Origin of the sequence: Neorhizobium vignae (genome assembly GCF_000732195.1) — a bacterium.
GTDB lineage: Bacteria > Pseudomonadota > Alphaproteobacteria > Rhizobiales > Rhizobiaceae > Neorhizobium > Neorhizobium vignae.
In genome coordinates, this window is the sequence record NZ_JNNU01000011.1 from 1 (window position 1) to 25307 (window position 25307).

Sequence of the window (25307 nt, forward strand, 5' to 3'; positions counted from 1 at the left end):
CCACCTCTCGGGACATCATCCCGTCAAGGTTTAACGGCTGCCTGACATTCGACGTCTGAGCTGTAATTCATATGGATACTCAACTTGCCTCCCCAGCTACTTAGCTGCACGACTATGTGTTCGCCGGAGGCAAGATCGAATTTGGAGTCGACAAGGGACGTTCGCGTCGCCCCAGCCATGAATGTCGCAACTTTGGTAGTCGGGGCGCCATACTTCACTTGAAGATTCCCTACGATCGACGCGAACTCTTCAAACTCCCCGCTCGGGTGTTTTCCAATGGCCGCCACTCTGTTCTCACAGATGAAGAGACGAAGATCCGTCCCCTCGACCATCCATTCGTGCGGAAATGAGAGGGAGGAATGTTTCAGTTCCCAACCGTTTGCAGTCGCATTCCGCTGCGCCTCGACAAATGAACTTCCGAGCTGAAAATCGTGCAGACCATCCAATGTTTGGGCATGGGTTGAGCCAATGGCCAAACTCGCTCCAACCACGGCAAAAACAAAGCTTCGAAATAGGTGCAAGCTATGTGGCACGAGCAGCCGCTCCAATAGAAATCTCCTTCGCGCTCATTAGCAGAAGCTAAAGACCTTGTCCGCTTCGAGCCGAAGCGGACGTAGGCGGCATTTGCAGCGTCAACCTAACCAATCTCCGTCACAGGACCGGCCGGTAATCCTCGGCGCCCCAGTGATGGTTCTGCCGGCATTTAACCGGTGCCGGCGGCGCATAGTGGCGGGCGAGTGCGAGCAGCGCGGTGCGCAGCATGAGTTTGGCCGAGCGGGCCGGCCATTGGCGTTCGCGTTCCACGGCCTCAAGACCCTTCGCAAAGCAGCAGACATCCACCGCGACGCCGGAAAGTTCCGGCCCCATCGCTTCCACCGCCCTCGAGAAGCGGTTGCGGGCCGACATCGCGCTGTCGGCAATGTCGGCCTGGCCGCCGGCGGTGCCCTTGGCGCGGGTGGCGAGCCGCGGCTCCCAGGAAGCGGTGATGCGGGGCTGGAGCTGTCCGCGGGTGAAATCGGCGAGCAGCCGCTCGCCCGCATCCAGGGCTTCGGCCGGCAAAAAGGGCTTTCCGTCACGGTCCTTCATCCGCGCGATCACGCCGAGCGGAGATTCCGCAAGGTTTCGGCGCACCGGCTGGCGGGCGCCGTCGATCTCGACGGATGCCATGACGATCTCGCCATGCTGCTCGACGAACACGTCCTCGCCCGTCACCAGCGCACGGCGCAGGAAGCTGGACGCTGCCGCGCTTGCGGCAATCCTTCCGTCCGCAAGCTGCGCCAGTCCGAGCGAACGGGCCTGCACGATCACCGCTTCGGGATAGGTCCGCTCCTCCGCCCCGATGAGCCTGATCTCCCCCGCCTCACCCGCCCCGATCGCGCAGTCGCCGCGGGCGAGCTGGCGGATCAGCCGCAGGAGGTGCCGCCTGAGGGCCGGGTCCGCGGCCTTGTCCATCACGGGTTTCCGGATTGCCTCAGTCATGAGCCGTTACCTCCGACAGGCCGAAAACGGCGGTGACGATGCGCTCGACGGCGGAGACGAACTCGTCGAAGGCCAGGTCGTCGCGGCGATCCTCGACCACGTGGCAGGCGTGGCCGACGGTGGTGCGGTCCCGGCCGAAAGCCTCGCCGATGTCGCTCATCGAAATCTGGAGCGCCACATGGCAGACATACATGGCGATCTGGCGCACATGGCAGGAAAGCCGGCGCCGGTCGCGGCGCAGCATCACCCTATCGCCGAAAAGCTGGACCAGTTCGCAGACCATCTGGCGGACGATGCGGCAGGCGCTCTTCAGCGGCAAGCTGGCGGGAAGCTTCGGCGAACCGGCCGTATCCAGCAGCACAGTCGGGGAAAACGGCAAGGAGGAAGGCGGGGCGGAGGGCTCGAAATATCGCTCGAAAGGCATGACAACTCCTCAATTAATAGGAATTAATTCATACACCCTAGAGCAAAAGCGGGGACGCTGGAAACCGTCTCCGCGCAATTATCCGCTGATATTGTTGATAATTTCCGCAAGCTCCCGAAAGATAATGGGATTTTTTTCCTCTACACATCCCCGCGATGCCCGCCTAAAAAAGAAAAACCGGGCACTTGATCGGCCCGGTTCTTTATCCGCATCTCTACTTCGATGCCAAGACCAGCCAGCCGCCGCTCTCGCGATCGGTCCTCATCGGGCTGGTCTCAAATCCTCCCTGCCTTGGCGGCGTCGCCCGGATCAGGCCTTGCCGCGCTTGCGGCGCTGGCCGAGACCCATTTCCTTGGCGAGCCTGGAGCGGGCTTCCGCATAAGCGGGAGCCACCATCGGATAGTCGGCCGGCAGGCCCCACTTCTCGCGATACTCTTCCGGAGTCATGTTGTAGTGAGTCATCAGATGGCGTTTCAGCGACTTGAACTTCTGCCCGTCCTCCAGGCAGATGAGATAGTCGTCCTCGATCGATTTCTTGATCGGAACCGGGGGCTTCGGCTTTTCGATGGCCACGACAACGGGTGCAGGCGAAGAGGTGTTGCTCAACGCCGAATGCACGTCCGCGATCAAGTTCGAAAGATCGCTGACCGGCACCACATGGTTGCTCACATAGGCGGCCACAATATCTGCGGTCAGCTCTACCAGCAGATCCGGGCTTTTGCCCAATGCGACGTCTGTCATTTCCTGTCTCCTGTTTAAGTGACTGGCTGGCCCCGCGACCTCCGCGACACCTGCCCGTTCGTAGAGTCTTCCGGAGAAACCTATGCCGCCCCGCCGTCTTGCGACCGAAGCCTACCCCTAAGCTTCATGCGGAAAAGAAAACGGTTAACACCGGATATTGCGTTCGATTGTAACCTTCCCTTGCATGTGAACGGCGTTATCGTTCCTCATTCGAAGAACTTGTCGACTCACCAAAATGACGAGGGAACGCCTAATCTAGAACAACATCTGCACTCTACTTGGAATGAAGTACCACTGCTTCGCTTCTTCTCCAAGTGCGAATTTCGCCGGTTACCAGCCTTTCTGCCACCTATATCGCACCTACATCAGCTTTACTGATGAATAGATGGGCATTTGCTCAACGGCGACAGGGTTATAACTCTGTCCAGAACGGATTATATTCGCTTATCGTAATCCTTCATTTCATCCCGCACGGACTCAGCGCAAAGTGGATAGCCAACCTTGTGCGCTGCCATAGCGAGCAAATGCGCCGAAATCGGCGCCGTTAGCACGAAGAAGAAGAAACCTGCAAGCGCTCTTGCGAAAGTCGGCAGGTCGCCCGCATGGACGCCGACCGCAAGCAACAGGAGCCCGGAGCCGACCGTGCCAGCCTTGGACGCGGCGTGCATGCGGGTATAAAGGTCCGGCAGACGATTGAGGCCTATCGCCGCCACCAACGCGAATCCTGCGCCGCCGAGGATCAGAAGTGCGGTTATCGCGGCCAATAGAATGTCCATCATTTCTTCGCCTTCCTCCGGACGGCCGGCCCGGTGCCGGATGGGCGCCTTGCTACGGATTTGCGCCGCGGTTCGGGCACCGACGCCGTGAACGCCTTCATCCTGTCTTCTTTCGGCACCTCTCTGTTCCCGCGCGACAGGATGAACCGCGCAAAAGCGACGGTCGCGAGGAAGCCGACAAGGCCGAGCGAGATGGCGATATCGATATAGAGCGTGAAGCCGGTGCGGATGGCGATCAGCGCGATGAAGCCGATGACGATGCCGGTCAGCATGTCGAGCGCCACGACCCGGTCGGGGAGCGTCGGCCCCTTGATCACCCGCCAGACGGTGAGCAGGAAGGAGAAACAGAGCACCACGAGCGCCAGCCAGACCGCATAGGCGATGATCATTTCAGCCGTCGTCATCGGAACGCCTCCATGATCTTGCGCTCGAAGCCGCTGGCAATGTCCCGCTTCGTGGCTTCGATGTCGGAACAATCGATCGCGTGGACGAACAGCGTTTTGCGGTCCTCGGAGACGTCGACCGACAGCGTGCCGGGCGTCAACGTAATGAGGTTGGCAAGCAGGGTGATCTCGAAATCGCGGGTCACGGTCAGCGGAAAGGCGAAGATGCCGGGCTTCAGGTCCATGCGCGGGCTCATCACCAGCACCGCCACCTTCCAGGCCGACAGCGCCAGTTCCTTCAGGAACAGCGCCAGTAGCGACAGGATGCGGCCGAGCCGCCGCCAGTAACCGCGGGCGCCCATCTCGTCGCGGACGATCCAGAGCACGAGCGTCGACAGCGCAAAACCGAAGATCAGGTTGTGCAGCGTGGCGCTGCCGGTGACCGCGACCCAGACGACGGCAAAGACCAGTGACAGGATATAGGTGATCATCGCGCTGTCCCTCCCGGGAAGACCGACTGGATATAGGCCGCCGGCTCGCCGAGCCCCTCCGCCGCCCTCTGGGCCAGATCGAGCAGCGGTTCCGGCAGCAGGCCGAAAAGAACGACGAGCGCCGTCAGGCAGCCGAGCGGCAGGGCGACACGCCAGTCGACGGACGTGCCGGCCGGAGCGGCGGCCTCGGGAACAGGGTCGGGCCGCGGGCGCCAAAAGGCAAGCAGGAAGACCCGGGCGAGCGCCAGCGTGATCAGAAAGGCGGAAAGGAGGATCGCCGCGGCCAGCCACCAGGCGCCGATATCGAGCGAGGCTTTCAGGAGCGCCACCTTGGGCCACAGGCCGGAGAGCGGCGGCAGGCCGGACGCGGCGAGGAACAAGAGGAAGCTGGCGCCCGAGAACCACGGCGCCTTCCGGTAAAGCCCGCCGAGGCCGGAGAGCGCCCAGGTGCCGCCGAGCCGACCCGCTTCGCCCGCCACCAGATAAAGCGCGGTCATCGTCACCACCGAATGCAGCGCATAGAGGATCGCGCCGCTGACGGCCGCCGGCGTGCCTATCGCGACGCCCGCCATCATGTTGCCGATGCCGGCGATGACCACGTAACCGACGAGCCGGCGGATATCGTTCTGCGCGAGGGCGCCGAGCGCGCCGACCAGCATGGTGAGCGCCGCCGAGATGGCGACAATCAGGCTCAGCGCCTCGCGCTCGACGGGGAAGAGCATGACCGTGACGCGGATCAGCGAATAGATGCCGACCTTGGTGAGCAGCCCGCCGAACAGCGCCGACACGACCACGCGCGGCGTGTGATAGGAGGCCGGCAGCCAGAAATTCACCGGAAAGGCGGCGGCCTTTATCGCAAACGCCAGGATGAACAGCGCCGTCAGCGTCGTCAGCGGCGCGGCCTCGCGCAGGCCTGCCGCCTTGCGGGCGATATCGGCCATGTTGAGCGTGCCGAAGATCGCATAGAGGTAACCGACCGCGATCAGGAACAGCGTCGTGCCGATCAGGTTGAGGACCGCGTATTTCAGCGCGCCGTCGATCTGCTCCGGCTGCGAGCCGAGGATCAGGAGGCCGAAGGACGAGATCAGCAGCACCTCGAACCAGACATAGAGGTTGAAGATGTCGCCGGTCAGGAACGCGCCCGACACGCCGGCCATCAGCAGCATCAGGAACGGGTAAAAGCCGTAGCGCCGGCCGCTCGCGTCGATATCGGCGAGCGCGAATATGCCGGCGGCAAGTGCGATGATCGCCGCGGCGAGCGCCATGACCGCGCCGAAAAGGTCAGCGGTAAAAGCGATGCCGAAGGGCGGCAGCCAGCGGCCCATCACCATGGTGACCGGGCCATGGACCGAGACGCGCCACAGCAGCGCGGCATCCAGGAGGACGAGCAGCGTCAACCCGGCAATCGCGATGCCGCCATGCAGGCGGACGGACTTGCGCACCATCATCAGAACGGCACCGAGGCCGATCATCAGCGCGACGGGGAGAACGACCAGCCAGTCGGCAGGCGCCGGCGCGGCGAGGATCAGGGCTGCGGAGAGATCGACTGCTGGGGTGGCCATCAGTGGATGTCCCTCCTTGTCCTGCCGGCTCGCGCCTCTGGCCGATCTCCCCCCTTGAGGGGGAGATGCCCGGCAGGGCAGAGGGGGGTGCCGCGGCTTCCGATGCCGGTGGCGGGAAGGAGCGTAACGACCTGCAACACCATGCCCTCAATACCCCATGGGCGGAAGTTGCTCGTTCCGCGGTTCGGCGAGCCGCATCTCGTCGGTATCGTCGGTGCCGAGCTCCTGGTAGGCGCGGTAGGTCAGCACCAGGAGGAAGGCGAAAAAGGAAAACGAGATGACGATCGCCGTCAGGATCAGCGCCTGCGGCAGGGGATTGGCGGCGCCTGGCGACAGCACATCCATGCCGACCGGGATGATCGGCGGCACTTCGCGGGTGAGCCGGCCGGCGGTGAAGAGCAGCAGGTTGACCGCGTTGCCGAGCAGCGCCACGCCCAGGAGGATGCGCACGGTGGATTTCGACAGGATGAGGTAGATTGCGCCCGCAAAGAACAGGCCGATCAGGATCGAAAACAGCGCTTCCATCAGTCCTTCTCCTCCACGTCGGAGCCCGGCTCCTGCTCGAGCGCAAGCGCGATCGAGGTAATCGCCCCGACCACGACCAGATAGACGCCGATATCGAAGGACATCACCGTCGAGAGCGGCAGCTCGACGTCGAAAATTACCGGATAGACCCATAGCCCGGTCATGAACGGTACGCCGAACACGATCGAGAGCGCGCCGGAAAGGGTGGCTAGCAGCAGGCCGAAGCCGGCGATCGCCATCGGATGGAACCGGATCGCGCGGCGTACCGAAGGGACGCCGAAGGCGATGCCGTAGATCGCCAGCGCCGAGGCCGCGATCAGCCCGCCGATGAACCCGCCGCCGGGTTCGTTGTGGCCGCGCAGCAGGACAAAGACGGAAAACAGCAGCATCAACGCGGTAAGAGAGGGCGCGACGGTGCGCAGGATGAGGGTGTTCACGGGGACACCTCCATGGGGCGGCACGCAGGAGGGAAGCCCCCGCAGGACCGTCGAGCAAGGCGCCCCCCTCTGCCCTGCCGGGCATCTCCCCCACGGGTGGGGAGATCAGCTGGGCGCACGAGCATCGCTCTCACCGCAAGGTTTGAGGTGGCCGAAATCTCACCGCGATTCGATCTCCCCCCTTGAGGGGAAGATGCCCGGCAGGGCAGAGAGGGGAGCGCCACGATGACGGGTCTCATCGCCCCTCCCCCGAACCGGCACGACGCCCCGCCCGCACCCGGATCAGCGCCAGGACCGCGAGCCCCGTCACCATCACCACCGCGATCTCGCCCAGCGTATCGGTGCCGCGGAAGTCGACGATGATGACGTTGACGACGTTGGCGCTGTGGGCAACGGTCTTGGAATAGGTGTTGAAGAAATCGGTGAGCAGAGTGTCGAACGGCGCCTCGGTCGATTTCAGGAGCAGCAGCGTGAAGCCGAGGCCGCAGGCGACCGCGACCATCCCGTCGAAGAGAGACTGTCCCAAAGGCCGGTGATCCCGCGGAGTGAGCCGCAGCCGCGTCATCACCAGCGCCAGGATGACGACCGACAGCGTCTCGACCATGAACTGGGTGAAGGACAGGTCCGGCGCGCCGAACAGCAGGAAGATGACGGCGACGGCAAAACCCTGGATGCCGAGCGAAACGATCGCCGTCAGCCGGTCCTTTGCGCGCAGCACGGCGATGAGGCCGATCACCGCGATTGCGAAGAACGCCGCTTCCTGGACCAGCAGATCTTCCGGCCAGGCGGGCATTGCCGGGAGCTCCCCGAACAGGAAGGGGGGCACGAGCAGCGTCACCGCCAGCAGGATGAAGGTGGCGGTGATGTAGATTTCCAGCCGGCCCGGCTGGACGAGACGGGTGACGGCGCCCGAAAGCCGCACCAGGTCGGAAACGAAAAGATCGAAGCCGCGGTCCGGGCCGGGGCCGAGGCTTTCAAGCGCCCGCACCATGAAGGCCCGAAGGTCGGTCAGCCGCCAGAAGGCGAGCATACCGAGCAATACGGTGATCACCGACAGAAGCAGCGGCACGCCGAGATGCGGCACGCTCGAGATGTCGACGGCGATCTTCTGGTCGGTGATCGCGCTTGCCATCGGCGAGGAGATGTAACGATGCGCCACGCCGGAAAAGAGTGCGGCAGCCAAGCCGAGCACCGAGAGAACCACCGGGCCCAGCCAGAGCGTCACCGGGCCTTCGTGGGCATGTTTCGGCGTCTCGACATGGGGACCGAGGAAGGGTTTCAGCGCCACGGCAAAGGCAACCGCGAACATCAGCGCATTGCCTATGACGGCAAGGCCCGTGAAAAACACCGCGCGCGGATTGCCGGCGGCGAGTGCCGCATAGATCTCCTCCTTGGCGAGGAAACCGAAGAACAGCGGCAGGCCGCCCATCGAGAGCGCCGCCAGCAGCGCCGCGCCGAAGGTGATCGGCATCGCCGCGCGCAGGCCGCCGAGCTTCGTCACGTCACGGGTACCGGCCTCGTGATCCACCGTGCCGGCGACCATGAACAGCGCGCCCTTGAACAGCGAATGGGCAACGAGATAGAGCACCGCCGCCTCGACCGCATGGGCCGAGCCGAAGCCGGTCAGCATGACCAGGAGACCGAGCGAGGCCATGGTCGTATAGGCCAGCATCAGCTTCAGGTCCGTCTGGCGGACGGCGAGAAACGTGCCGGCAATGAGGGTTATGCCGCCGAAGAAGGGCAGCAGGATCACCCAGGCGGGCGTGTCCCCCATGACCGGGTTCAGCCGCATCAGCAGATAGACGCCGGCCTTCACCATGGTCGCCGAATGCAGGTACGCCGAAACCGGCGTCGGCGCTTCCATGGCGTTGGGCAGCCAGAAATGGAACGGAAACTGCGCCGACTTGGTGAAGGCGCCGGCAAGCACCAGCAGCAGGGTTGCGAGATAGAACGGGCTCTGGCGCAGCCCGTCGCCCAGGTGCACGAGCAGCGAAAGCTGGGTGACGCCGGTGATGTTCCAGAGGAAGACCAGGCCGGCGAGCAGGCAGAGCCCGCCGCCGCCGGTGACCACCAGCGCCTGAAGTGCGGCGCGCCGCGCCGCCTCCCGCTCGTGATCGAAGCCGATCAGCAGGAAGGAGGTGATCGAGGTCAGCTCCCAATAGACGAACAGCATCAGAAAGCTGTCGGAGACGACGAGGCCGAGCATGGCGCCCATGAAGGCGAGGATGAAGGCCATGAAGTGCCCCTGCCCCTCATGACCCTTCATGTAGCCGCCGGAATAAAGGACGATCAGGGTTCCGATGCCGGTGATGAGAAGCGCGAAGGTCAGCGACAGGCCGTCGAGGAACCAGGAGAAGGAGAGATTGAAGCTCGGCGCCCAGGCATAACCGCCGGTCACCACCTCGCCGGCGGCGATTTCTGGCAGGAAGGTGCAGAAATGCGCAAACGCGAGCGCCGGGGCCAGCGCCAGGACCAAGGCGGCCCTGTCGCCCATAAGGCGGGTGAGGAAGGGGGCCAGAACGGAAGCGACGAAGGGAAGGAAGAGTGCGAAGAACGTCAACGCCGGCGCATTGGCAGCCATGTCATCTCCACGCTTCAGAAGCCCCACACCGCCCGACCGTTCGGAGGCAGGTGTTTTCTATGGGAAACGGGGCCCCGCCTCAAGCAGAACCGGACGAAACACACAGAAACGCGACTTTCCGGGATTTGACGGCAAGGGCTGCCAACGCTTGGGGGCAGCTTCGCGCGATGAGCGGTCATTGCCGGCGTCGCAAACTGCTTATTCCGCGGCCGGTCGAGCTATGTCGGCTCGCGCTCCCGGCTGATGCTTGGCCTATGCTCAAGCAACGGTCCGGCATCATACCTCATGAAAAGGTTTCACGACGAAGCCGAGAACTTCACCGTCACGCCGCGCTGCCTAAAATAGGCCTGCATCAGCTTTCTGCCAGAACGGTTGTTCTGCACGAGCTTAGCCGGATCGAATACGGCCTCTTTCAAACCCGTTCGGGCCATCGCCGCCTTGAGAACCGCGATATGCGCGTCGATATCGGCGTTGTTCGCTTGGAGCGATTCATAAATGCGGCCTGTTGCCTCCGCTACGGTCGGTTCGCTCACGATTTCACTCCTGTTGTTTGAGGCAGGTGATTTCCTATGGGAAACGGGGCCCCGCCTCAAGCAGAACCGGACGAGACACACAGAAACGCGACTTTTCGGGAATTTGAAGGCAAGGGCGACGAACGCTTGGGGGCAGCTTCGGGCCAGAAGCAGGCCCGCCGCCTAAGTTCAAAAGGGGGCAGGTTGTCGCGAGCGTTGCAGCATGTCCACACGCTCCAAGTGTTTCGCGCCAAAATGGTGGAGCGAGTAGACCGCTTGATCCGGCTCTGTATTATCCCTGTCTTCTCAAGGTGACAGGGGTGGTTCATGAAATTTTTGATTGCGGCAGTCGCTGGTTTGTTGCTGTTGACGGGCTGTCAGACATCGGTGCCAGAAAGCGTCGCATCGTCGCAGACACCGCCGACGAATGCCGTGAAGCGGGAGGTGCTCAGAACTGCCCATCGCATGGGGTTCCGTGACAAAGACATCTATGGCGCACAGATTTCAAGCGTCGTCCTGCTCAAGCCGGAGAAGAATATCTACGCCTTCTGCGTTTCCGGCTTTGGACGGCAGTATAATTATCCCGCCCGTTATGGCGTATCCATGCGCGACGGTAAGATTCTGGGCTACACGCTCGACGATCTCCGTTGCCAGGACAGCCGCCTCAAATACTATCCGTTTCCAGAAATCGAGAACCTGGGGCACTAGTCGCCAGCCCGAACCCCGCGCCCCAGCTCGGCGGCCTTGCTGCGCTGACTTGCTTGGCAGCGTGCCGTTTGCGGGACTGGGCCGAAGCAGCCGGCCGGCGGCAAGAACGCCGGCGTAAGCTGAGTTGGCCTCTCAAATCAGTCCCGACCAAAACAGGGATTCTCCTATTCCGGTGAGTCGGGATGGTGAGGCGGGAGATCGGCCCAATCCCGGAGGCCGAAGTGAGCTGTGGGATCGTCGCCGGGCTCTTCGACCAGCAAACGCTCCGCCGCGCCCTTCAACCACTCTTTGACGTTGAGCCAGACGGCAGCGATCCTCGTGCGCGACCGCTTGTTGGCCGGCCGCGTGGAATGTCGGAATGCTCCAGCAAAAATCATCTCGGTTCCCCTCGTTCAGCGCCATCTTGGCTCGACGGGGGCAATGTGGATGAAGGAGGCGATTTGTGTCCCAAAACGGGGCCAAAATCCTCCAAATCGACCAGGGCTGTTCAAGCGCCGTCAGTGCGGCTTCAGTCCGGCAGGCCGGCCTTGCGTACGCCATCGATCATGATTTCGTATCGCTCCGCATAACGCGGACGGTGTCGTTCGAGGTCGTGGAGTCGCATCAGTGGCGCTTTGGCGCGGAGCTTTGCGATCGTCGCCTGCGCTTGCTCGACGCGACCGAGATGGGCGTAGGCCGCCGCCAGGGTCCAATACGACCCGAGCCACTCGTTGTTCACGGCGAGACTCCGCGAGGCCCATTCAACCGCCCGCTCGAATTCCCCTTTGAACAAATGTGCGATTCCGACGCCTACCATGATTTCGTAATTCTCCAGTGCGCCTGGAGCAATGTGCATTGCGCGCAGAAACGTCTCCCTGCCAGTCTCGATGTCCCCTGCCATCACATTGAGAAAGGCAAAGAGCGAGAGGACTGTTGGATTGTTGGGATTGGCGTTTCGGGCATCGCGCAGCATGGCGAGGCTGCGCTGGCGATCGTGGCCGACATTGGTGAACACCAGTGCACAGATGGCGACCACCTGCGGATCGTCATAGCCTGTTTCAAAGGCCGTTTCCGCAAGCTGCAGGCAGCGCTGCCGCTCGGCTTCGCTCAGGCCGGAGCCAAATGTCTCGTTACGCTCGTAGGCCCAGGCGGCGTGAGCAAGACCGGTGGCAAAGCCGGGGTCGAGCTGAACGGCCTGCTCCAGCAGTCGTATTGCTTCGGCGCGAACGGCAGTGGTGGCTCCCCGGAAGTGCGGCAGGGCGCGAAGATAGAGGTCATAAGCGTCGAGACTATCCGGATGCTTCCGTCGCGCCCGTTCGATTTCCGCCTTGCGGACTTCCGGCTCGACAAGCCCGACAACCGCATCCGTGATGCGGTCCTGGAAGTCGAAAAGACTCGACATGTCGCCATCGAACCGATCCACCCAAAGATGCGTATCGGTGTCCGCATCGACCAGTTGAACAGCGACCCGAAGCCGATCGCCATGGCGACGGACGCTGCCCTGGAGAATGTAGCGGACGCCAAGTGAGACTGCGATCTCGCGGATGGGCGCGTTCCGGTCCTTATAGGCGAAAGATGAGTTGCGGGCGACCACTGCAAAGGTTCTGAAGCGCGACAGAGCGACGATGATGTCCTCGACCATACCGTCGGCGAAATATTGGTATGCGCCATCGCTTGAGAGGTTCCCGAACGGCAGCACGGCCATGGTCGGGCGCACCGCCCGCGGCGGAGGCTCCGGTGAATGCGTGTGCGGCAGCCGATAGCCAATTCGAGGTACCGTCGCGATCCATTCGAGTCCGTTCGGTGCCTTGCCAAGCGCCTTGCGCAAGGTCGCGATTTGTACCGTGAGATTTGCTTCTTCGACGATCAGCCCCGGCCAGGCTCGGGCCAGCAGATCGTCCTTGCTTACGGCCTGTCCGTCTGCGCTCAAGAGGGCCTCGAGAAGGGCGATGCCACGCTGGCCAAGCCCAATCGCCTCGCCGTCCCGTCGTACCAGCCCGGCGGCGCGATCGAGCACGAATGGACCGAAAGCATCTCGAGGTTGAGTCATGATGCCAAAAAAAATACCAGCAACAGGCAGACGCAGCAACAGAGAGCGCAACATCCGCTTTGGCCCCGAAACAGCCATCCCGGCGTCCGCTCTCCAATCGCGGACTTTTCCTTCGCCGCCTCGATGCCTATCTATGGGGAAAACGAAAGGAACCTTGCGATGTCCGATGTGATCACCCCGAAAGTCCAGAAGACCGATGCGGAATGGCGGGAGCTCTTGACGCCCGAACAGTACCGCATCCTGCGGCAGGCCGGCACCGAACGCGCCTTTACCGGCCCGTTCTGGAACAGCCATGAAAAAGGCCTCTACAGTTGCGCCGCCTGCCACGAGCCGCTGTTCGTCTCCGACACCAAGTTCGATTCCGGCTGCGGCTGGCCGAGCTATTTCGAGGCGGTGAATCCTGAGGCGATCACCGAAATCCGCGACACCTCGCACGGCATGGTGCGCACCGAAGTCCGCTGCAGCAATTGCGGCGGCCATCTCGGCCACGTCTTCCCCGATGGCCCGCCGCCGACCGGCCTGCGCTACTGCATCAATGGCCACGCGATGGATTTCGAGGCGATGAAGTAAAGAACACCCGAAGCGCCGGCGATCCGCCGGCGCTTTTTTAGTTCTCAATAATCGTCGCTGATCTCGAGCCAGTAGCCGTCCGGGTCCTGCAGGTAGATCGAGCGCACGCCATCCGCACGGGTGTAGATCCTGCCCTCGTTTCTCGCCAGATCGCCGTATGTGGTGCCGGTTGAGGCGATATGGGCGACCGTGGCGTCGAGGTCGGTCACGGCGATGCAGAGATGGGTCGACATGGTGACGTAGGTTTGGCCGAAATCGCCTTCGATCAGGTGGATCGACTGGTCGTCACCGATGCCGAACCAGCGGATGTTCGGCTTGCGGGCCTTGCACTCGATTTCCGGCAGGCGCAGGACCCGGTGATAGAAGTCGGCGCTGCGGGTGAGATCCCGGACCATGATGGACAGATGGTTTATGCGAAGCGACGCGGCCATGGTCTCCCCCCAATCAGCTCCCGCGGGACCGCCTAACCACGTCGGGTTCTTGTCGTAGACGACGATCCCCCGCGGCAGCTGCATCCAGGAATGCCTGTGGGATTCATAAACCGAATGCGGGGCGGCGGGAAGCCGGGATGGCTCCGCGCGCTATGCCGGCAATTCCACCGTGAAGGCGAAGCGGGCCTTTTCGCCCGGTTGAAGAACCACGCCGTAGGGACGCTTGGCGATATCGTCCGAACCGCCGAGTTCGGCCGCCGTGCCGTGCCAGGGTTCGATGCAGATGAAGGGCGCGCCGGGTTTCTGCCAGAGCGCCAGGTTCGGCAGGTTCTCGAAGGAGAACTTCAGGGCGGGACCGCCCTCGGCGGCATAGGCCAGCCCCTCGCCCGCGCCCTCCGGAAAGATCATCGCATCCGCCTCGAACATCGCATGGTCGAGGGTCAGGCGCCCGGCCTTGAAGGGCGACGGCAGCTTTTCCGGCTTGACCAGCCCGCCTTCCAGCCGCGTCAAAGCCGGCTCGGCGCCGTTGTCGAGGGTGATTGTGTGGGCCTTGCCCACCGCGCCGGGAATCGGCCAGACGAAAGCCGGGTGGAAACCGAGGCCGAAGGGCATCGGCCGTGTGTCGCGGTTTTCGACCTCGGCCGCGACCGTCAGCGTCCGGCCATCGAGCGAATGCTCCACCCCCAGCAGGAATTCGAACGGATAGACGGCGCGTGTCGCATCGGATGCGACGAGCTCGTAGCGGCACATGGTCCCGCTCGACGAGGCGAGCTCAAACTCGCTGCGGCGGGCAAAACCGTGCTGGCCCATCTCGTAAGGCTTGCCGTCGACGCTGATCCGGTTTTCCGGCGCCTTGCCGACCAAGGGGAAGAGAACCGGCGAGCGGCCGTTCCAGAAGGCGGCATCGCCATTCCAAAGAAACGAGCGGCCATCCGTCGCTGTCAGCGCCTGCATCTCGGAGCCGAGCGAGGAGATGTCGACGGTCAGGTACTGGTTGGAGATGCGGGTGACGTCTGACATGGCGGCTCCTTCAGGTTCCGGTTCGGAATCATGCCCTCATCTTTGCGCGCCAGACGTTTCGGTTCAATGACGCGTGAAACCTTTTCGAGCCTCGAACGACGCCGAGCCGGTTCGGCTCAGTCTCTCGCGACCTCGCCTGCATATTCATCGTCCGTCACCGCCCCCAGCCATTCCGCCGTGCTGCCGTTCAGCGCTTCCTGGATGGCGATATGGGTCATGGCGGTGGTCGGGGATGCGCCGTGCCAGTGTTTTTCGCCGGGTGGGAACCAGATCACGTCGCCGGGCCGGATCGCCCGGACCGGCTCGCCCCAGACCTGGGCGAGGCCGGCGCCGGCCGTGACGAGCAGGGTCTGGCCAAGCGGGTGGGTGTGCCAGTCGGTGCGCGCACCCGGCTCGAAGGTGACCGAAAGGGCGCGGACCCGGGCCGGCTCCGGCGCCTCGACGATCGGATCGAGCCGGACGGTGCCGGTGAAATATTGTGGCGGTGCCTTCGAAGGCTGCGATCCGCTGCGCTTGATATCCATGGTTCGATCCTCGCTGAACGACTGGTTTCGCTTCATATAGGTCAGGACGGCATATAGGTCACAACGGGCGCGGCGCGACGTCCAAAAATTCTTGACTTCGATTTTCGCACGTTTATGCCTTTCCGTCGAAGAGCGTCGGCCTTTGAGGTTCAGTTTGCCTAAGTAATTCCCGGTCTCGACAGGTTCACCCTCCCATGTGTGGAAGAGCGATGACGCTTGCCCGCGTGGGAACACTGTTCATCGGGGTGGCGGCTTGAGACCGGTTTGGCATTGATCGTGCCAGTGCGGCCTCCGCTGCCCTGAACCGTCCGACTAAGACCCCCGACGCTTGGCCTCCCACAGTCCGGACCTTCGCCACACCGTGCGCGCCCCAAGAGGGCTTCTTGAGTGCCGTTTCCCGCATGAACTTCCTGACCGGAAGATCAAAACGGCATGTGCGACATCCTCCATCTCGAATGGACTGCAACTCCCAAAACCCCACCCCGGCCGATCCTTGCGTGCAGCAGCTGCGACGCCATGAGACCTTTCCTCTCCAGCGGCCGCATCCGCCTCAACGCCAATGGCAAAAGGCTGGATGCCTGGCTCATCTACAGATGCATCGCCTGCGACCGCACTTGGAACAGGCCGATCTTCGAGCGGCAGACCATCCGGGCGATCGACCCTGCCTTGCTCGAAGCGATGCAGGCGAGCACGCCGGACTTCGTGGCCCGCATCGAATTCGACGCGCAGGCGCTGAAGGCCAAGGCCGGACGGAAGCGACGACATAGACATGCGCAAGGCGGTGCTGCGCCACGATGCGGGCTGGCGGCGGATCGCGATCACGCTCGCCCTGCCCTACCCGACCGGCCTGCGGCTCGACCGGCTGCTGGCGGCGGAACTGCCGCTGTCGCGCAGCCGGCTGCAGTTGCTTTACGACACCGGCGAAATCCGGATCGGGCCGGAGCGGAAGGACGCGCTGAAACGCGGCATCCGCGACGGCACCCTGATCACGCTCGACCTGCGCGACGAGGCCGAGCGGCTAATGGTCGGAATGGCGGCGCTCGGGAGAGCGGCGATGGGCGGCTGATCAGCGATACCCGGTGGCGTCGGCCGGCTTGCCGGGCTCCTGCACCTCTTTCAGGTAGCGCCAGCAATCCGGCCGCGAGCCGTCGACATCGTTGAACTCATAGACCCTCGCAAGGCCGCCGCTCGACAGCGACTGGCCGTTCCAGCGTGCCCGGTCCGGATCGGCGGCAAGCGCTGCCACCGCCCGGCCGATGAAGCGCGGGGTTTCGGAAATGCAGAAATGCGGCTGAGCGACAAGCGCATCCCGCCAGTTCTCCTCGGTCACCTTGTAGATATCGAGCATCATCTCGGAGCGCAGCCAGCCCGGCGTGATCGAGACCGAGGTGCTGCCCACCTTCTCGAGATCCTTGCCATGCGCCCAGGCCATGCGCGTCACCGCGGTTTTGGCGAGGTCGTAGAAGGGCGAGAGCCGGTAATGCTCGGCATTGTATTCCGCCGTGCCGTCGGTGACCTCGACCAGAAGGCCACCCGGCCTCTCGATCATCAGCTTCAGCGCATGATGGGCGGTGATCAGGTGGGTGTCGATGGCCAGCCGCAGCATGCGCAGGCCGTTTTCGAGGTCGTGCTCCCAGACCGGCTTGTCCCATTCGGCGAGCAGTTCGCCGCCCCAGATGTCGTTGACGAGGATATCCAGCCGGCCCTGCTCCCGGCGGATGCGCTCGATGAGCGCTGCGACATCCTCCGGGACGAGGTGATCGAGCGGGACCGCAATCCCCGTGCCGCCGGATTGCGTTACCAGCTCGGCAGTCTCCTCGATCGTCTCCGGCCGCCGGTATTCCGACTGTTTTTCCCGAGTCGTCCGTCCGGTCACATAAACCGTGGCGCCGGCCGCCCCGAGCTCGACCGCGATACCCCGCCCGGCACCCCGCGTGGCGCCTGCCACCAGCGCGATTTTTCCCTCCAGCGGCTTTTTGTACACGTGCGACATGACTGCTCCTTCCCTTCCGGTTCCGTATGGTTAGAACTGGCTTTCCAAATCAGGGCAATATATAAACGTTTATTCGTTTATAATTCGAGAGGCAAGATGGCACGACCGAAAACCATGCCGGACAGGGACGTATTGGCGGCGGCACTGAAGGTGATGCACGAAAAAGGCCCGGAGGCGCTGACTTTCGCCTCGCTCGCCACAGCCTGCGGCCTTTCCGGCTCGACGCTGGTGCAGCGCTTCAGGAACAAGGAAGAACTTGCCCGCGCCGCGCTGCTGTTTGCCTGGGACGATCTGGATGCCAAGACGGAAACGGCGATCGCCGCCGCGCCGAAAACGCCTCAAGGTGCGGTGGACATCCTCGTTGCGCTTTCCGGTGACTATGGCGGCATCGAAGCCTATGCCGAAGGCCTGCTGATGCTGCGCGAGGATTTTCGCGATCCGCGCCTGCGCGCCCGCGGCAGCGCCTGGGGCGGGGTCATCTCCGCTGCGATCACCGCCTGTTTTGCATCCACTCCCGGTACGCCGGACAATATCGGCATGCTGATGGCCTCGCAGTGGCAGGGCTGCCTTCTCTGGTGGGGGTTCGATCCCAAGGGACCGATCGAAGCGCATGTGCGCAGAAGCCTGGAAGCGTTCGTGGCAGCTGTGCTGCCCGGAGAATAGAAAAGGCCCGGATTGCCGGGCCTTTCGTCAACCTTCCGGCTCGGCCTCCCGGTTCAGGCGACCCTGCCGCTGCGCCGCGGCCGAAGGACAGCGGCCAGCCTGCGGCAGGCCATCAACAGAACTTCCGTCTTCAGCGACACGATCGCGACACCGGCAAGCACGATCGCGGTGGCGATGATCTCTCTCACGCTGACGGGTTCGCCCAGCAGGACAAAACCGAGGATAATCGTCCAGGGCGGCAGGAAATAGCCGTTCATCGAACCGATCGTCGGACCCGCCTTCTTGAGGATGTTCATGTAGAGAACGATCGGCAGGGCGGTTCCGAACACGCCGAGGACGAGAAGCAGCGGCAGGTTGTCGAGTGCCGGAGAGAAGGCCGAAAGACCGCCGAGATAGATCATCACCGCGAAGGTCGGCAGGCCGGAAAACAGCTGCTGTCCCAGCGCCAGCCGGACCGGTTGAGCACCTGGAATGCCGCGAACATAAAGATTGCCGAGCGCATAGCTGACCGCGACGACAGCCACGGCGCCGACGCCGCGAAGGCTGACGTTGTCGGCGCCGAGCGCTGCCGGGCCGATCAACAGGACCATGCCGCCGAAGCCGGTTGCAAGCCCGAGCGCCACTTTCGGCGTCAGCCGCTCGCTCGCAAACAGCGCCTGCGCCAGAACCGCGACGACGAGCGGCGTGGAGGCCTGGATCATCGATGTCAGGCCCGCCGAGATTTCCGTCAGCGCATAGGCCGTCAGGCTGTTCGGCACGACGCCTTGCAGGAAACCGAGGACGACCCAGTCGCGCAATTCCCGCCCGCGCGGGAGAATGTTGTGGCCGGAGACGACCATCCAGATGGCGATCAGGCTGCCGCCCATCAACCCTCTCACCGCCGTCAGGGCGAGCGGAGAGAGCGCGGTGCCCGCCAGCTTCAGCAGGATGAAGGCGGCTCCCCACAGGAAGGAACAGGCAAGCATCTGCACGATCAGCGGGATTTCGAAGGGCTTCCTTGCGGCGATCGAAGGCATGGTCGGTTCCTCACCTATTTATCTTCATGTGAAGATATTTGCTCCCAATTTATCTTCATGTCAAGATAGTTTTATCGAGACGGAGAATCGGAATGGCGCGAGAGCGAAGAACGCAGGATCACATCGACCGGGCGCGGGCCCAGTGGGCCAAACAATTGCCGGATCTCGACACGGGACCGATGGACATTCTCGGCCGCATCTACCGCCTGTCGCGGCTGGTCACGCCGTCGATCGAGGCGACATTCGCGTCGTTCCAGCTGGATCGCGGGGAATTCGATGTGGTCGGGACCCTGCTGCGCTCCGGGCCGCCCCATCGGCTGACGCCGACGGAACTCTACCGGTCGCTGATGATCGCCTCCGGCAGCCTCACCCACCGGCTGGGCCGGCTGGAAAAGGCCGGACTGATCAAGCGCGTCCCGTCCGACCGCGACGGTCGCAGCCTTGCGGTGCAGCTGACGGACGAAGGCATCGGCAGAGCAGAGGCCGCGTTCCGGCAGGACATGGCGAGCGAGGCTGAAGCGATCGCGGGCTTCGATCCGGAGAAGAAGGCACAGCTTGCCGACCTGCTGCGGGAACTGAGCCTCGCCGTCGAGGCTCATCTTTCACGACAGGGACCGCCGGAGCCGACGCAGGATTGACGGGAGGCGGGATTACACGGACGCCAGTTTCCTCCGCGTCGGCAAGGTCATGGCGGCAACACCCGCGACGACGCAGACGAGGCCGGCCCATGCGCCGGGATGCAGGCTTTCGCCGAGAAAAACGACGCCGATCGCCACCCCGACAGGCACCCGCAGATAGGCCTGCGACGTCGCGCCCACCGAGCCGAGCGTCTGCATCAGCCGGAAATAGATGACGAAGGCGAGTGCCGTGGAGAAGACCGAGAGCGCCACCAGCGCGAGGATCGATTCCAGCGAAGGGGCAAGCGTCCAGGGCTTGTCGAGGATCAGGCTTGCCGGAACCAGCAGCGCGGCGCCGCAGACGAGCGAGCCCGCCGCCGGCATGATCGGATCGAGGCCCTTGAAGTTCCTGCCGAAGATCGCAGCACCCGCATAACACACCGTCGCCAGCACGATCGCCAGCTGCGGCACCAGTCTCTCTCCGAGTCCCGACAGCGCTTCGACGCCAATCACCATGCAGATGCCGACAAGTCCCGCGCCGACGCCGAACAGTTTTCGCACCGTCACCGGCTCGTGGCGGGTGATCAATGCCGTGATCAGGAAGGCGAAGATCGGCGTTGTGGAGTTGAGGATCGCCGCAAGCCCGGCATCGGTCGCCTGTTCCGCCCAGGCGATCAGCGTGAAGGGAACGGCGCTGTTCAGGCAGGCCTGGAACAGGAAGCGGGCCCAGGTGCCGCCATCGCGCGGGAGTTTCAGGCCGCGCCAGCGGATGACGGCGAGCAGCACCGTTCCGGCGATCAGCGTCCGCAGCGCGATCAGGGTCACCGGCGGAATGGTCCCGACGCCGATCTTGATGAACGTGTAGGAGGCGCCCCAGAGCGTGGAGAGCACCAGGAGCAGCGCCAGTTCCCTGGTCAGGTTCGGTGTGTTGGGCATGCTGTCGGCCTGGCTGTTGGCGTTTCGATGCGGGTGTTCTAGGTCAAGGCGGAAGGCGAATGCTTCGGTGCCGATCGAAGTGTTCCGGACTTCAGTGCTCCAGAGGTTGTGCTGAGCGCACTTGCGGGCGGGCACCGCCTGTTGCAATGATGCAGGTTCATTCAAGGAACAAGATATGCCCTCCACCGAGCTGTTTCTCGCCTTCCTCGCCACCACTGCGGTGTTTGCCTATATCCCTGGCCCGGCCATGCTTTATGCCGCGGCCCAGACGCTGGCGCGCGGGCGGTGGTCGGGGCTGATGGCCTCGCTCGGCATCCATATCGGCGGTTATGCGCATGTGTTTGCCGCTGCTGCCGGACTTTCGGTGCTGTTCCATGCGGTGCCGATGCTCTACCTGGCGGTGAAGCTGGCGGGTGCGGCCTATCTCGTCTGGCTCGGCATCTCGCTGTTTCGAGCCAAGGCGGCGGGCGATGCCGAACTTCCGGAGATCACCCAGAAATCCGGCCGGCGGGCGTTTTTCGAAAGCATCACGGTGGAAGTGCTGAACCCGAAGACGGCGATCTTCTTCCTCGCCTTCCTGCCGCAGTTCATCGATGCCTCGGCCGCCTTCCCCATCTGGCTGCAGTTCGTCATCCTCGGCACGATCGTCAACCTGATGTTCTCCTCGGCCGATATCGTCTGCGTGTTCCTCGCCGGCGCGGTGATCAGCCGGCTGAAGCGTTCGAGCGGGGCGCAAAGGCTGATGCAGCGGGCGGGCGGAGCGCTGCTGGTCGGGCTCGGCGCGCATCTCGCGCTGCAGCGGAGTTAGTCAGTCCATTTCCGACCGGGCCGTTCGTGCCGCATTCTTCCGACGCTCCTGCCCAGCCGCATAGCGGTTCATGTCGGCCAATGCTTCCAGGAAAGCCAACCTGATTTCAGACTGGCTGAACCCTTGATCCCAAAATTCGGTCATTAAAGTGTTGACGACATTGCCCAGAGCCGCTTCCGAGACGGAGACGTTCATTTCCCGCAGTTGATGGCATCTTAGCGCGAGGGCAGCGGCGAGATCGTGCGCGCCGAACAGTGCCCGCTCCTCGTCAGTTAGGTCATCTTGCGCCTCAGTCGTCATGTTCCGCCTCAGGCGCCGCGCGTTCAGGGTGCTGAACTTAGAGGCGGCCAGCGGGTCAGGCAAGCCAGAACAATGCTCCGACCATCTCACCCCGTAACCTTCAGCTCCATGCAGGTCAGATCCAGCCAGCGGCCGAACTTGGTGCCCACTTCGGAAAACGTGCCGGCGGTGCGGAAGCCGAGCCTCTCGTGAAGGCCGATCGAAGCAGTATTTCCAGCCTCGATGCAGGCGACCATGACGTGGATACCGTTGGAGGCGGCGCGGGTAATCAGCTCCTGCATCAGCAGCCGGCCGATGCCGCGGCCGCGGAAATCGCGGTGCACGTAGACGGAGTGCTCGACCGTGTGGCGGAAACCGTCGAAGGCGCGCCAGTCGCCGTAGGAGGCGTAGCCGGCGACCTTGCCGTCGACATCCGCCACGAGGACGGGAAAGCCTCGTGCCTTGCGGGCGGCGAACCATTCCTTGCGGTTCTGCAGGTCGACGAGGACCTCGTTCCAGATCGCCGTCGTGTTGGCGACCGCGTCGTTGTAGATCTCCATGATGACGGGGAGATCGGCTTCGGTGGCATCGCGCACGAGCGGCTGGGTCATCTTGTTTTGTCCATCATGGTGCAATTTCGTCCACTATAGCAGACGCGCGAGCGGCGAGTCCAGAATTGTTGGCGTCCGGCTCTTCTGATAGCTTTATCGGCATTCATGCGGGAGGGTGGAATGCGGTATTTCCTGATAGCTCTGGCATGGCTGATCGCCGTACCCGCGGCTTCCGCCGCCGAATGGCAGACCTACATCAATGCCCGCTTCGGCTACCGTGTCGAGGTGCCGCCCGGGTTCAAGACGGCACGGGCGCCCGACAATGATGATGGCCGAACGTTTACCGGTCCCAATGGCGACCGCATTCTCGTCTTCGGCACCAACCTTCTCGACACCGCCTTCGAGGGCGAGGCCTCGAACCGCATCGCACAGGCAATGGACGACGGCTGGCAGATTTCCTATTCGCGGGTCGAGGCGGATTGGGCGAGCTATTCGGGCGCCAAAGGCGGCCGCATTCTCTATGTGCGCGGCGTGCGGCTCTGCGACGAAGCGGCGGCGTTCGTGATGCTCGAATATCGCGGCCGAGACCTCAAGGCTTATGACGCGATCGTCAAGCGGATGGTCGCGAGCCTGAAACCGGTCGGCTGCGCCCGCTAGGCTCCGAGTGGCCCGCGACGGTCAGAAGCCGCCGGAAAGGCTGAAGCAGGTGATGACCGCGCCGTAATGGACGGCGGCGGCCGCGACCACGAAACCGTGCCAGATGGCGTTTTGGAAACGCAGCCGCTCCCAGACGTGGAAGATCACGCCCAGCGAATAGATGAAGCCGCCGATGAGGATCAGCCAGATGGTGACGGCGGGCAGATATTGCGAGATCGATCCGGCCACCATCACGCCGCTCCAGCCCATGGCGAGATAAAGCAGGATCGTCAGCTTGTCGTAACGGCCGGGAAACAGGCATTTCAGCGTGATGCCGAAAATGGCGGTCGCCCAGATCGCCAGAAGCATGCCGAAAATCCAGGGATCATGCGCGCCGCGCTGCAGGAAGGGCGTATAGGTCGCCGCGATCAGGATGAAGATCGCCGAATGGTCGAGCCGCCGCAACACCCATTTGGTGCGCGAATGCGGCCAGATATTGTAGGTGAAGGAAATCGACAGGCAGATGATCAGGCCGAGGCCGTAGATCCAGGCCGCGGCGATCTCGCCGTAGCTCGACCAGACGGTGGCGTAGAAGATCAGTGCGGTGGCGCCGACCAGCGCGAACACGATACCGATGCCGTGGATGATGCCATCCGCGACGATCTCGTGAAAATCGTATTTCCGCCCGAAGTTGAAGAACTCGCTCATCCGACCTTTCCGTTTCCCCTACGAAGAATGAGCATGACAAGGGCGGAAGGCAAGAGTGAGGGGATTCACATTCCGTTTCCCGCGTTAAACTTCGCCGGCCACCTCGCCGGCGCAGGTCTGGCAAAGCGGCGTGTGCGGCACGGTATCCAGGCGTTTTTCGGCGATCGGCTGGCCGCATCGGGTGCAGATGCCGAACGTGCCGGCGGCGATGCGGCCCAGTGCCGCATCGATCGCCGCAAGCTCCCGTTCGCCGGTTTCGCCGAGTTCTTCCAGCACCTCGTCATTGTTGCGTTCGACGGCGCGGTCGTCGTCGTCCGGATTGCGGGGCGTGACGAAATCCTGTTCGATGCGGTTCAGGCGGTTTTCCAGTTCCGCCTTCCTCGCCCTCAGGACACTGTTATATCTTGCGGTATCCATGGTTCCGTTCCTTTTCAGCGGTCGACGAGGACCGAACAGGTGGCGTGGCGCACGATACGGTCGGCGGTAGCGCCGATCAGATAGTTCGACAGGTCCGGGATATGCGAGGCGACGATGATCAGATCGGCGCCCTGCTCTTCCGAAGCGGCCAGGATTTCGCGCGCCGGCGCGCCCTGGCGGATTTCAATATCGGCCTCGATTCCGACCTTTTGGCGAAGTTCGATGAGTTGCGTTTCAGCATCCTTACGGGCAGCCACGATCAGATCGACGGCCAGGTCGGAGACGAGATAACCGGGCATGTCCTCGACAACGTTGACGACGAGGATCGTGCCGTCGCCATCCAGCAGGTTCGATGCGGTGCGCAGGATGCGCTCGCCCTTCTCCAGAGCGGAAACGTCTACCGCGACGATGATCTTCTTGTACATGCGATCTCCTTTTATGCTGTTCGCCTGTCGTAGATTCGCATGTTTCGAGCTGCCTTGACCAAGGTCAAGCACCCCTCGATTGTCTACAATTTGGAGACGATCAATCGCCATTTTGCGCCCTATCGTGAACGATGAGCATGGACCATATAGATTGCAACAGGGCGTTTCGATCCGCCCGACGCCCGAAAGGAATTCGATATGTCCGATGTCACGCAGCCCTTCGCCCTTACCCGTCCAGCCCATGTCCGCGGCGCGCATCTTGTCGTTAGCGACCTGCCGCTGGTGTCCGGCTTCTACCAGAACATTATCGGCCTCAAGGTTGTCGAAAAGAACCCGAGCGGCGAAGTGCTGGGCGTCAACGGCCAGCCGCTCTTGACGCTGACGACCGGCAACAATGTCGCCCGCGCGCCGCGCAATGCCGCCGGCCTGTTCCACACCGCCTTCCTGGTGCCGAACCGGCAGGAGCTGGCCCGCTGGCTGGCGCATGCCGCCCACAACGATATCCGGCTCGACGGCGCGTCCGACCACCTGGTCAGCGAAGCGATCTATCTCGCCGATCCGGAGGGCAACGGCATCGAGATCTATCGTGACCGCACGCCGCAGGAATGGACCTACCAGCCGGACGGCACGGTCGCCATGGCCACCGAACGCCTGAACCTCCAGGAACTCTACAACAGCGCTCCGAAGGAAGCCTTCGGTGGAATGGCGGACGGCACGGCCGTCGGGCACATCCACCTGCAGGTCGGCGATATCCCGCAGGCCGACGCCTTCTATCGCGACGTGCTGGGCCTGAAGATCATGGCGCGCTATCCGGGCGCCAGCTTCTTTGCGACCGGCGACTACCACCACCATATCGCCGCTAATATCTGGAACAGCCGCGGCGCGAAGGCCCGCGAAGGCCACATGACCGGGCTTTCGGATTACACGGTGCGCTTCAACGACAAGGCGGCGCTGGACAAGGCGCTGACGGCGCTCGATACCCAGGAGATCGCCACGACGCGGACAGCCGAAGGCTGGTCGCTCAAGGATCCCTGGGGTATCGGCCTGACGCTCGCTGCCTGAGCC

32 protein-coding genes and 1 pseudogene are annotated in these 25307 nt (G+C 63.2%); 9 read left to right on the plus strand and 24 right to left on the minus strand.

All coding sequences use genetic code 11. The features are described 5' to 3' along the window. Positions 1-23 precede the first annotated feature (23 nt). From GQ59_RS18805 to GQ59_RS18860, 12 genes are all read right to left on the minus strand, one after another. A complete protein-coding gene (locus GQ59_RS18805; protein ID WP_051904066.1) occupies positions 24-548 on the minus strand; it encodes a hypothetical protein in 525 nt (174 codons plus the stop codon). 103 nt (positions 549-651) lie between these two features. Continuing rightward, positions 652-1479, minus strand: coding sequence for a DUF6456 domain-containing protein (locus GQ59_RS18810; RefSeq protein WP_037083987.1), 828 nt, complete (start codon positions 1477-1479; stop codon positions 652-654). Further along, on the minus strand, positions 1472-1903 hold the full coding sequence (locus GQ59_RS18815) for a helix-turn-helix domain-containing protein (RefSeq protein WP_037083989.1): 432 nt from the start codon (positions 1901-1903) through the stop codon (positions 1472-1474). Before GQ59_RS18815 ends, GQ59_RS18810 begins: the two co-directional genes overlap by 8 nt. Positions 1904-2212: 309 nt before the next feature. Further along, positions 2213-2644 (minus strand): Ros/MucR family transcriptional regulator, encoded by a 432-nt coding sequence (locus tag GQ59_RS18820; RefSeq protein WP_037083991.1) that lies wholly within the window; start codon positions 2642-2644, stop codon positions 2213-2215. Positions 2645-3078: 434 nt separating this feature from the next. Further along, a complete protein-coding gene (gene mnhG, locus GQ59_RS18825; RefSeq protein WP_037083993.1) occupies positions 3079-3423 on the minus strand; it encodes a monovalent cation/H(+) antiporter subunit G in 345 nt (114 codons plus the stop codon). After that, complete coding sequence (locus tag GQ59_RS18830) at positions 3420-3824, minus strand: cation:proton antiporter (RefSeq protein ID WP_037083995.1); 405 nt, start codon at positions 3822-3824, stop codon at positions 3420-3422. The genes mnhG and GQ59_RS18830 overlap by 4 nt, the downstream gene beginning before the upstream one ends. Then, positions 3821-4294 carry a Na+/H+ antiporter subunit E gene (locus tag GQ59_RS18835; RefSeq protein WP_037083996.1) on the minus strand — a complete coding sequence of 158 codons (474 nt, stop codon included), beginning with the start codon at positions 4292-4294 and terminating at the stop codon, positions 3821-3823. Before GQ59_RS18835 ends, GQ59_RS18830 begins: the two co-directional genes overlap by 4 nt. Continuing rightward, positions 4291-5856, minus strand: coding sequence for a Na+/H+ antiporter subunit D (locus GQ59_RS18840; RefSeq protein ID WP_037083997.1), 1566 nt, complete (start codon positions 5854-5856; stop codon positions 4291-4293). The genes GQ59_RS18835 and GQ59_RS18840 overlap by 4 nt, the downstream gene beginning before the upstream one ends. Before the next feature lie 147 nt (positions 5857-6003). Beyond that, positions 6004-6381, minus strand: coding sequence for a Na+/H+ antiporter subunit C (locus GQ59_RS18845; protein WP_037083998.1), 378 nt, complete (start codon positions 6379-6381; stop codon positions 6004-6006). Continuing rightward, the gene (locus GQ59_RS18850; RefSeq protein ID WP_037083999.1) at positions 6381-6818 is read right to left on the minus strand and encodes a Na+/H+ antiporter subunit B; all 438 of its coding nucleotides are present in this window, start codon (positions 6816-6818) and stop codon (positions 6381-6383) included. The genes GQ59_RS18845 and GQ59_RS18850 overlap by 1 nt, the downstream gene beginning before the upstream one ends. 235 nt (positions 6819-7053) lie before the next feature. Beyond that, positions 7054-9399, minus strand: a complete 2346-nt coding sequence (locus GQ59_RS18855; RefSeq protein ID WP_037084000.1) for a putative monovalent cation/H+ antiporter subunit A — start codon at positions 9397-9399, stop codon at positions 7054-7056. A 296-nt stretch (positions 9400-9695) separates the two neighbouring features. Further along, positions 9696-9935 carry a hypothetical protein gene (locus tag GQ59_RS18860; RefSeq protein ID WP_037084377.1) on the minus strand — a complete coding sequence of 80 codons (240 nt, stop codon included), beginning with the start codon at positions 9933-9935 and terminating at the stop codon, positions 9696-9698. A 303-nt stretch (positions 9936-10238) separates the two neighbouring features. Between GQ59_RS18860 and GQ59_RS31995 the strand changes: the two genes are divergently transcribed. Beyond that, positions 10239-10619: a hypothetical protein gene (locus tag GQ59_RS31995; RefSeq protein WP_037084001.1), complete on the plus strand. Its 381-nt coding sequence runs from the start codon at positions 10239-10241 to the stop codon at positions 10617-10619. Between the two features lie 508 nt (positions 10620-11127). Here GQ59_RS31995 and GQ59_RS18875 read toward each other — a convergent pair. Then, on the minus strand, positions 11128-12726 hold the full coding sequence (locus GQ59_RS18875; RefSeq protein WP_084683223.1) for a winged helix-turn-helix domain-containing tetratricopeptide repeat protein: 1599 nt from the start codon (positions 12724-12726) through the stop codon (positions 11128-11130). 81 nt (positions 12727-12807) lie between these two features. Here GQ59_RS18875 and msrB point away from each other — a divergent pair, with 81 nt between their 5' ends. Further along, positions 12808-13218 carry a peptide-methionine (R)-S-oxide reductase MsrB gene (gene msrB, locus GQ59_RS18880; RefSeq protein WP_037084003.1) on the plus strand — a complete coding sequence of 137 codons (411 nt, stop codon included), beginning with the start codon at positions 12808-12810 and terminating at the stop codon, positions 13216-13218. A gap of 44 nt (positions 13219-13262) precedes the next feature. Here the strand turns inward: msrB and GQ59_RS18885 are convergent, their stop codons facing one another. The 3 genes from GQ59_RS18885 to GQ59_RS18895 form a co-directional block, all read right to left on the minus strand. Next, positions 13263-13649 (minus strand): VOC family protein, encoded by a 387-nt coding sequence (locus tag GQ59_RS18885; protein ID WP_037084004.1) that lies wholly within the window; start codon positions 13647-13649, stop codon positions 13263-13265. A 150-nt stretch (positions 13650-13799) separates the two neighbouring features. Further along, a complete protein-coding gene (locus GQ59_RS18890) occupies positions 13800-14669 on the minus strand; it encodes an aldose 1-epimerase family protein (protein ID WP_037084005.1) in 870 nt (289 codons plus the stop codon). A gap of 116 nt (positions 14670-14785) precedes the next feature. Beyond that, complete coding sequence (locus tag GQ59_RS18895) at positions 14786-15193, minus strand: (R)-mandelonitrile lyase (RefSeq protein WP_037084007.1); 408 nt, start codon at positions 15191-15193, stop codon at positions 14786-14788. A 516-nt stretch (positions 15194-15709) separates the two neighbouring features. Here GQ59_RS18895 and GQ59_RS33445 point away from each other — a divergent pair. Both GQ59_RS33445 and GQ59_RS33450 read left to right on the plus strand, forming a co-directional pair. After that, positions 15710-15877, plus strand: a pseudogene (locus GQ59_RS33445) (DUF1062 domain-containing protein); the annotation flags it as partial. Positions 15878-15962: 85 nt separating this feature from the next. Further along, on the plus strand, positions 15963-16259 hold the full coding sequence (locus GQ59_RS33450; protein ID WP_341872397.1) for a DUF1062 domain-containing protein: 297 nt from the start codon (positions 15963-15965) through the stop codon (positions 16257-16259). Here GQ59_RS33450 and GQ59_RS18905 read toward each other — a convergent pair whose 3' ends face one another. Then, entirely contained in the window at positions 16260-17186 is a 927-nt protein-coding gene (locus GQ59_RS18905; protein WP_037084009.1) for an SDR family oxidoreductase, read from the minus strand. Between the two features lie 96 nt (positions 17187-17282). On the opposite strand from GQ59_RS18905, the gene GQ59_RS18910 reads away from it, so the two are divergent. Further along, entirely contained in the window at positions 17283-17849 is a 567-nt protein-coding gene (locus GQ59_RS18910; RefSeq protein WP_037084010.1) for a TetR/AcrR family transcriptional regulator, read from the plus strand. Positions 17850-17902: 53 nt separating this feature from the next. Here the strand turns inward: GQ59_RS18910 and GQ59_RS18915 are convergent, their stop codons facing one another. Then, positions 17903-18865, minus strand: coding sequence for a DMT family transporter (locus GQ59_RS18915; RefSeq protein ID WP_037084012.1), 963 nt, complete (start codon positions 18863-18865; stop codon positions 17903-17905). A 92-nt stretch (positions 18866-18957) separates the two neighbouring features. Here GQ59_RS18915 and GQ59_RS18920 point away from each other — a divergent pair, with 92 nt between their 5' ends. After that, the gene (locus GQ59_RS18920) at positions 18958-19503 is read left to right on the plus strand and encodes a MarR family winged helix-turn-helix transcriptional regulator (protein WP_037084013.1); all 546 of its coding nucleotides are present in this window, start codon (positions 18958-18960) and stop codon (positions 19501-19503) included. Between the two features lie 12 nt (positions 19504-19515). Here GQ59_RS18920 and GQ59_RS18925 read toward each other — a convergent pair whose 3' ends face one another. Continuing rightward, on the minus strand, positions 19516-20418 hold the full coding sequence (locus GQ59_RS18925) for a DMT family transporter (RefSeq protein WP_037084379.1): 903 nt from the start codon (positions 20416-20418) through the stop codon (positions 19516-19518). A 175-nt stretch (positions 20419-20593) separates the two neighbouring features. Here GQ59_RS18925 and GQ59_RS18930 point away from each other — a divergent pair, with 175 nt between their 5' ends. Next, entirely contained in the window at positions 20594-21226 is a 633-nt protein-coding gene (locus tag GQ59_RS18930) for a LysE family translocator (RefSeq protein WP_037084015.1), read from the plus strand. Here the strand turns inward: GQ59_RS18930 and GQ59_RS18935 are convergent, their stop codons facing one another. Next, positions 21227-21589 (minus strand): hypothetical protein, encoded by a 363-nt coding sequence (locus GQ59_RS18935; RefSeq protein WP_037084016.1) that lies wholly within the window; start codon positions 21587-21589, stop codon positions 21227-21229. A 23-nt stretch (positions 21590-21612) separates the two neighbouring features. Next, positions 21613-22116 carry a GNAT family N-acetyltransferase gene (locus GQ59_RS18940; protein WP_037084019.1) on the minus strand — a complete coding sequence of 168 codons (504 nt, stop codon included), beginning with the start codon at positions 22114-22116 and terminating at the stop codon, positions 21613-21615. A gap of 120 nt (positions 22117-22236) precedes the next feature. On the opposite strand from GQ59_RS18940, the gene GQ59_RS18945 reads away from it, so the two are divergent. Next, a complete protein-coding gene (locus GQ59_RS18945) occupies positions 22237-22713 on the plus strand; it encodes a hypothetical protein (protein ID WP_037084020.1) in 477 nt (158 codons plus the stop codon). 21 nt (positions 22714-22734) lie between these two features. On the opposite strand, the gene trhA is transcribed toward GQ59_RS18945, so the two are convergent. The 3 genes from trhA to GQ59_RS18960 form a co-directional block, all read right to left on the minus strand. Then, a complete protein-coding gene (trhA, locus tag GQ59_RS18950; protein ID WP_037084023.1) occupies positions 22735-23400 on the minus strand; it encodes a PAQR family membrane homeostasis protein TrhA in 666 nt (221 codons plus the stop codon). An 84-nt stretch (positions 23401-23484) separates the two neighbouring features. After that, entirely contained in the window at positions 23485-23817 is a 333-nt protein-coding gene (locus GQ59_RS18955; protein WP_037084024.1) for a TraR/DksA family transcriptional regulator, read from the minus strand. A 14-nt stretch (positions 23818-23831) separates the two neighbouring features. After that, on the minus strand, positions 23832-24242 hold the full coding sequence (locus GQ59_RS18960; RefSeq protein WP_037084027.1) for a universal stress protein: 411 nt from the start codon (positions 24240-24242) through the stop codon (positions 23832-23834). Positions 24243-24440: 198 nt separating this feature from the next. Here GQ59_RS18960 and GQ59_RS18965 point away from each other — a divergent pair, with 198 nt between their 5' ends. Next, positions 24441-25304 (plus strand): VOC family protein, encoded by an 864-nt coding sequence (locus GQ59_RS18965; RefSeq protein WP_037084029.1) that lies wholly within the window; start codon positions 24441-24443, stop codon positions 25302-25304. The last annotated feature ends 3 nt before the right edge of the window (positions 25305-25307 follow it).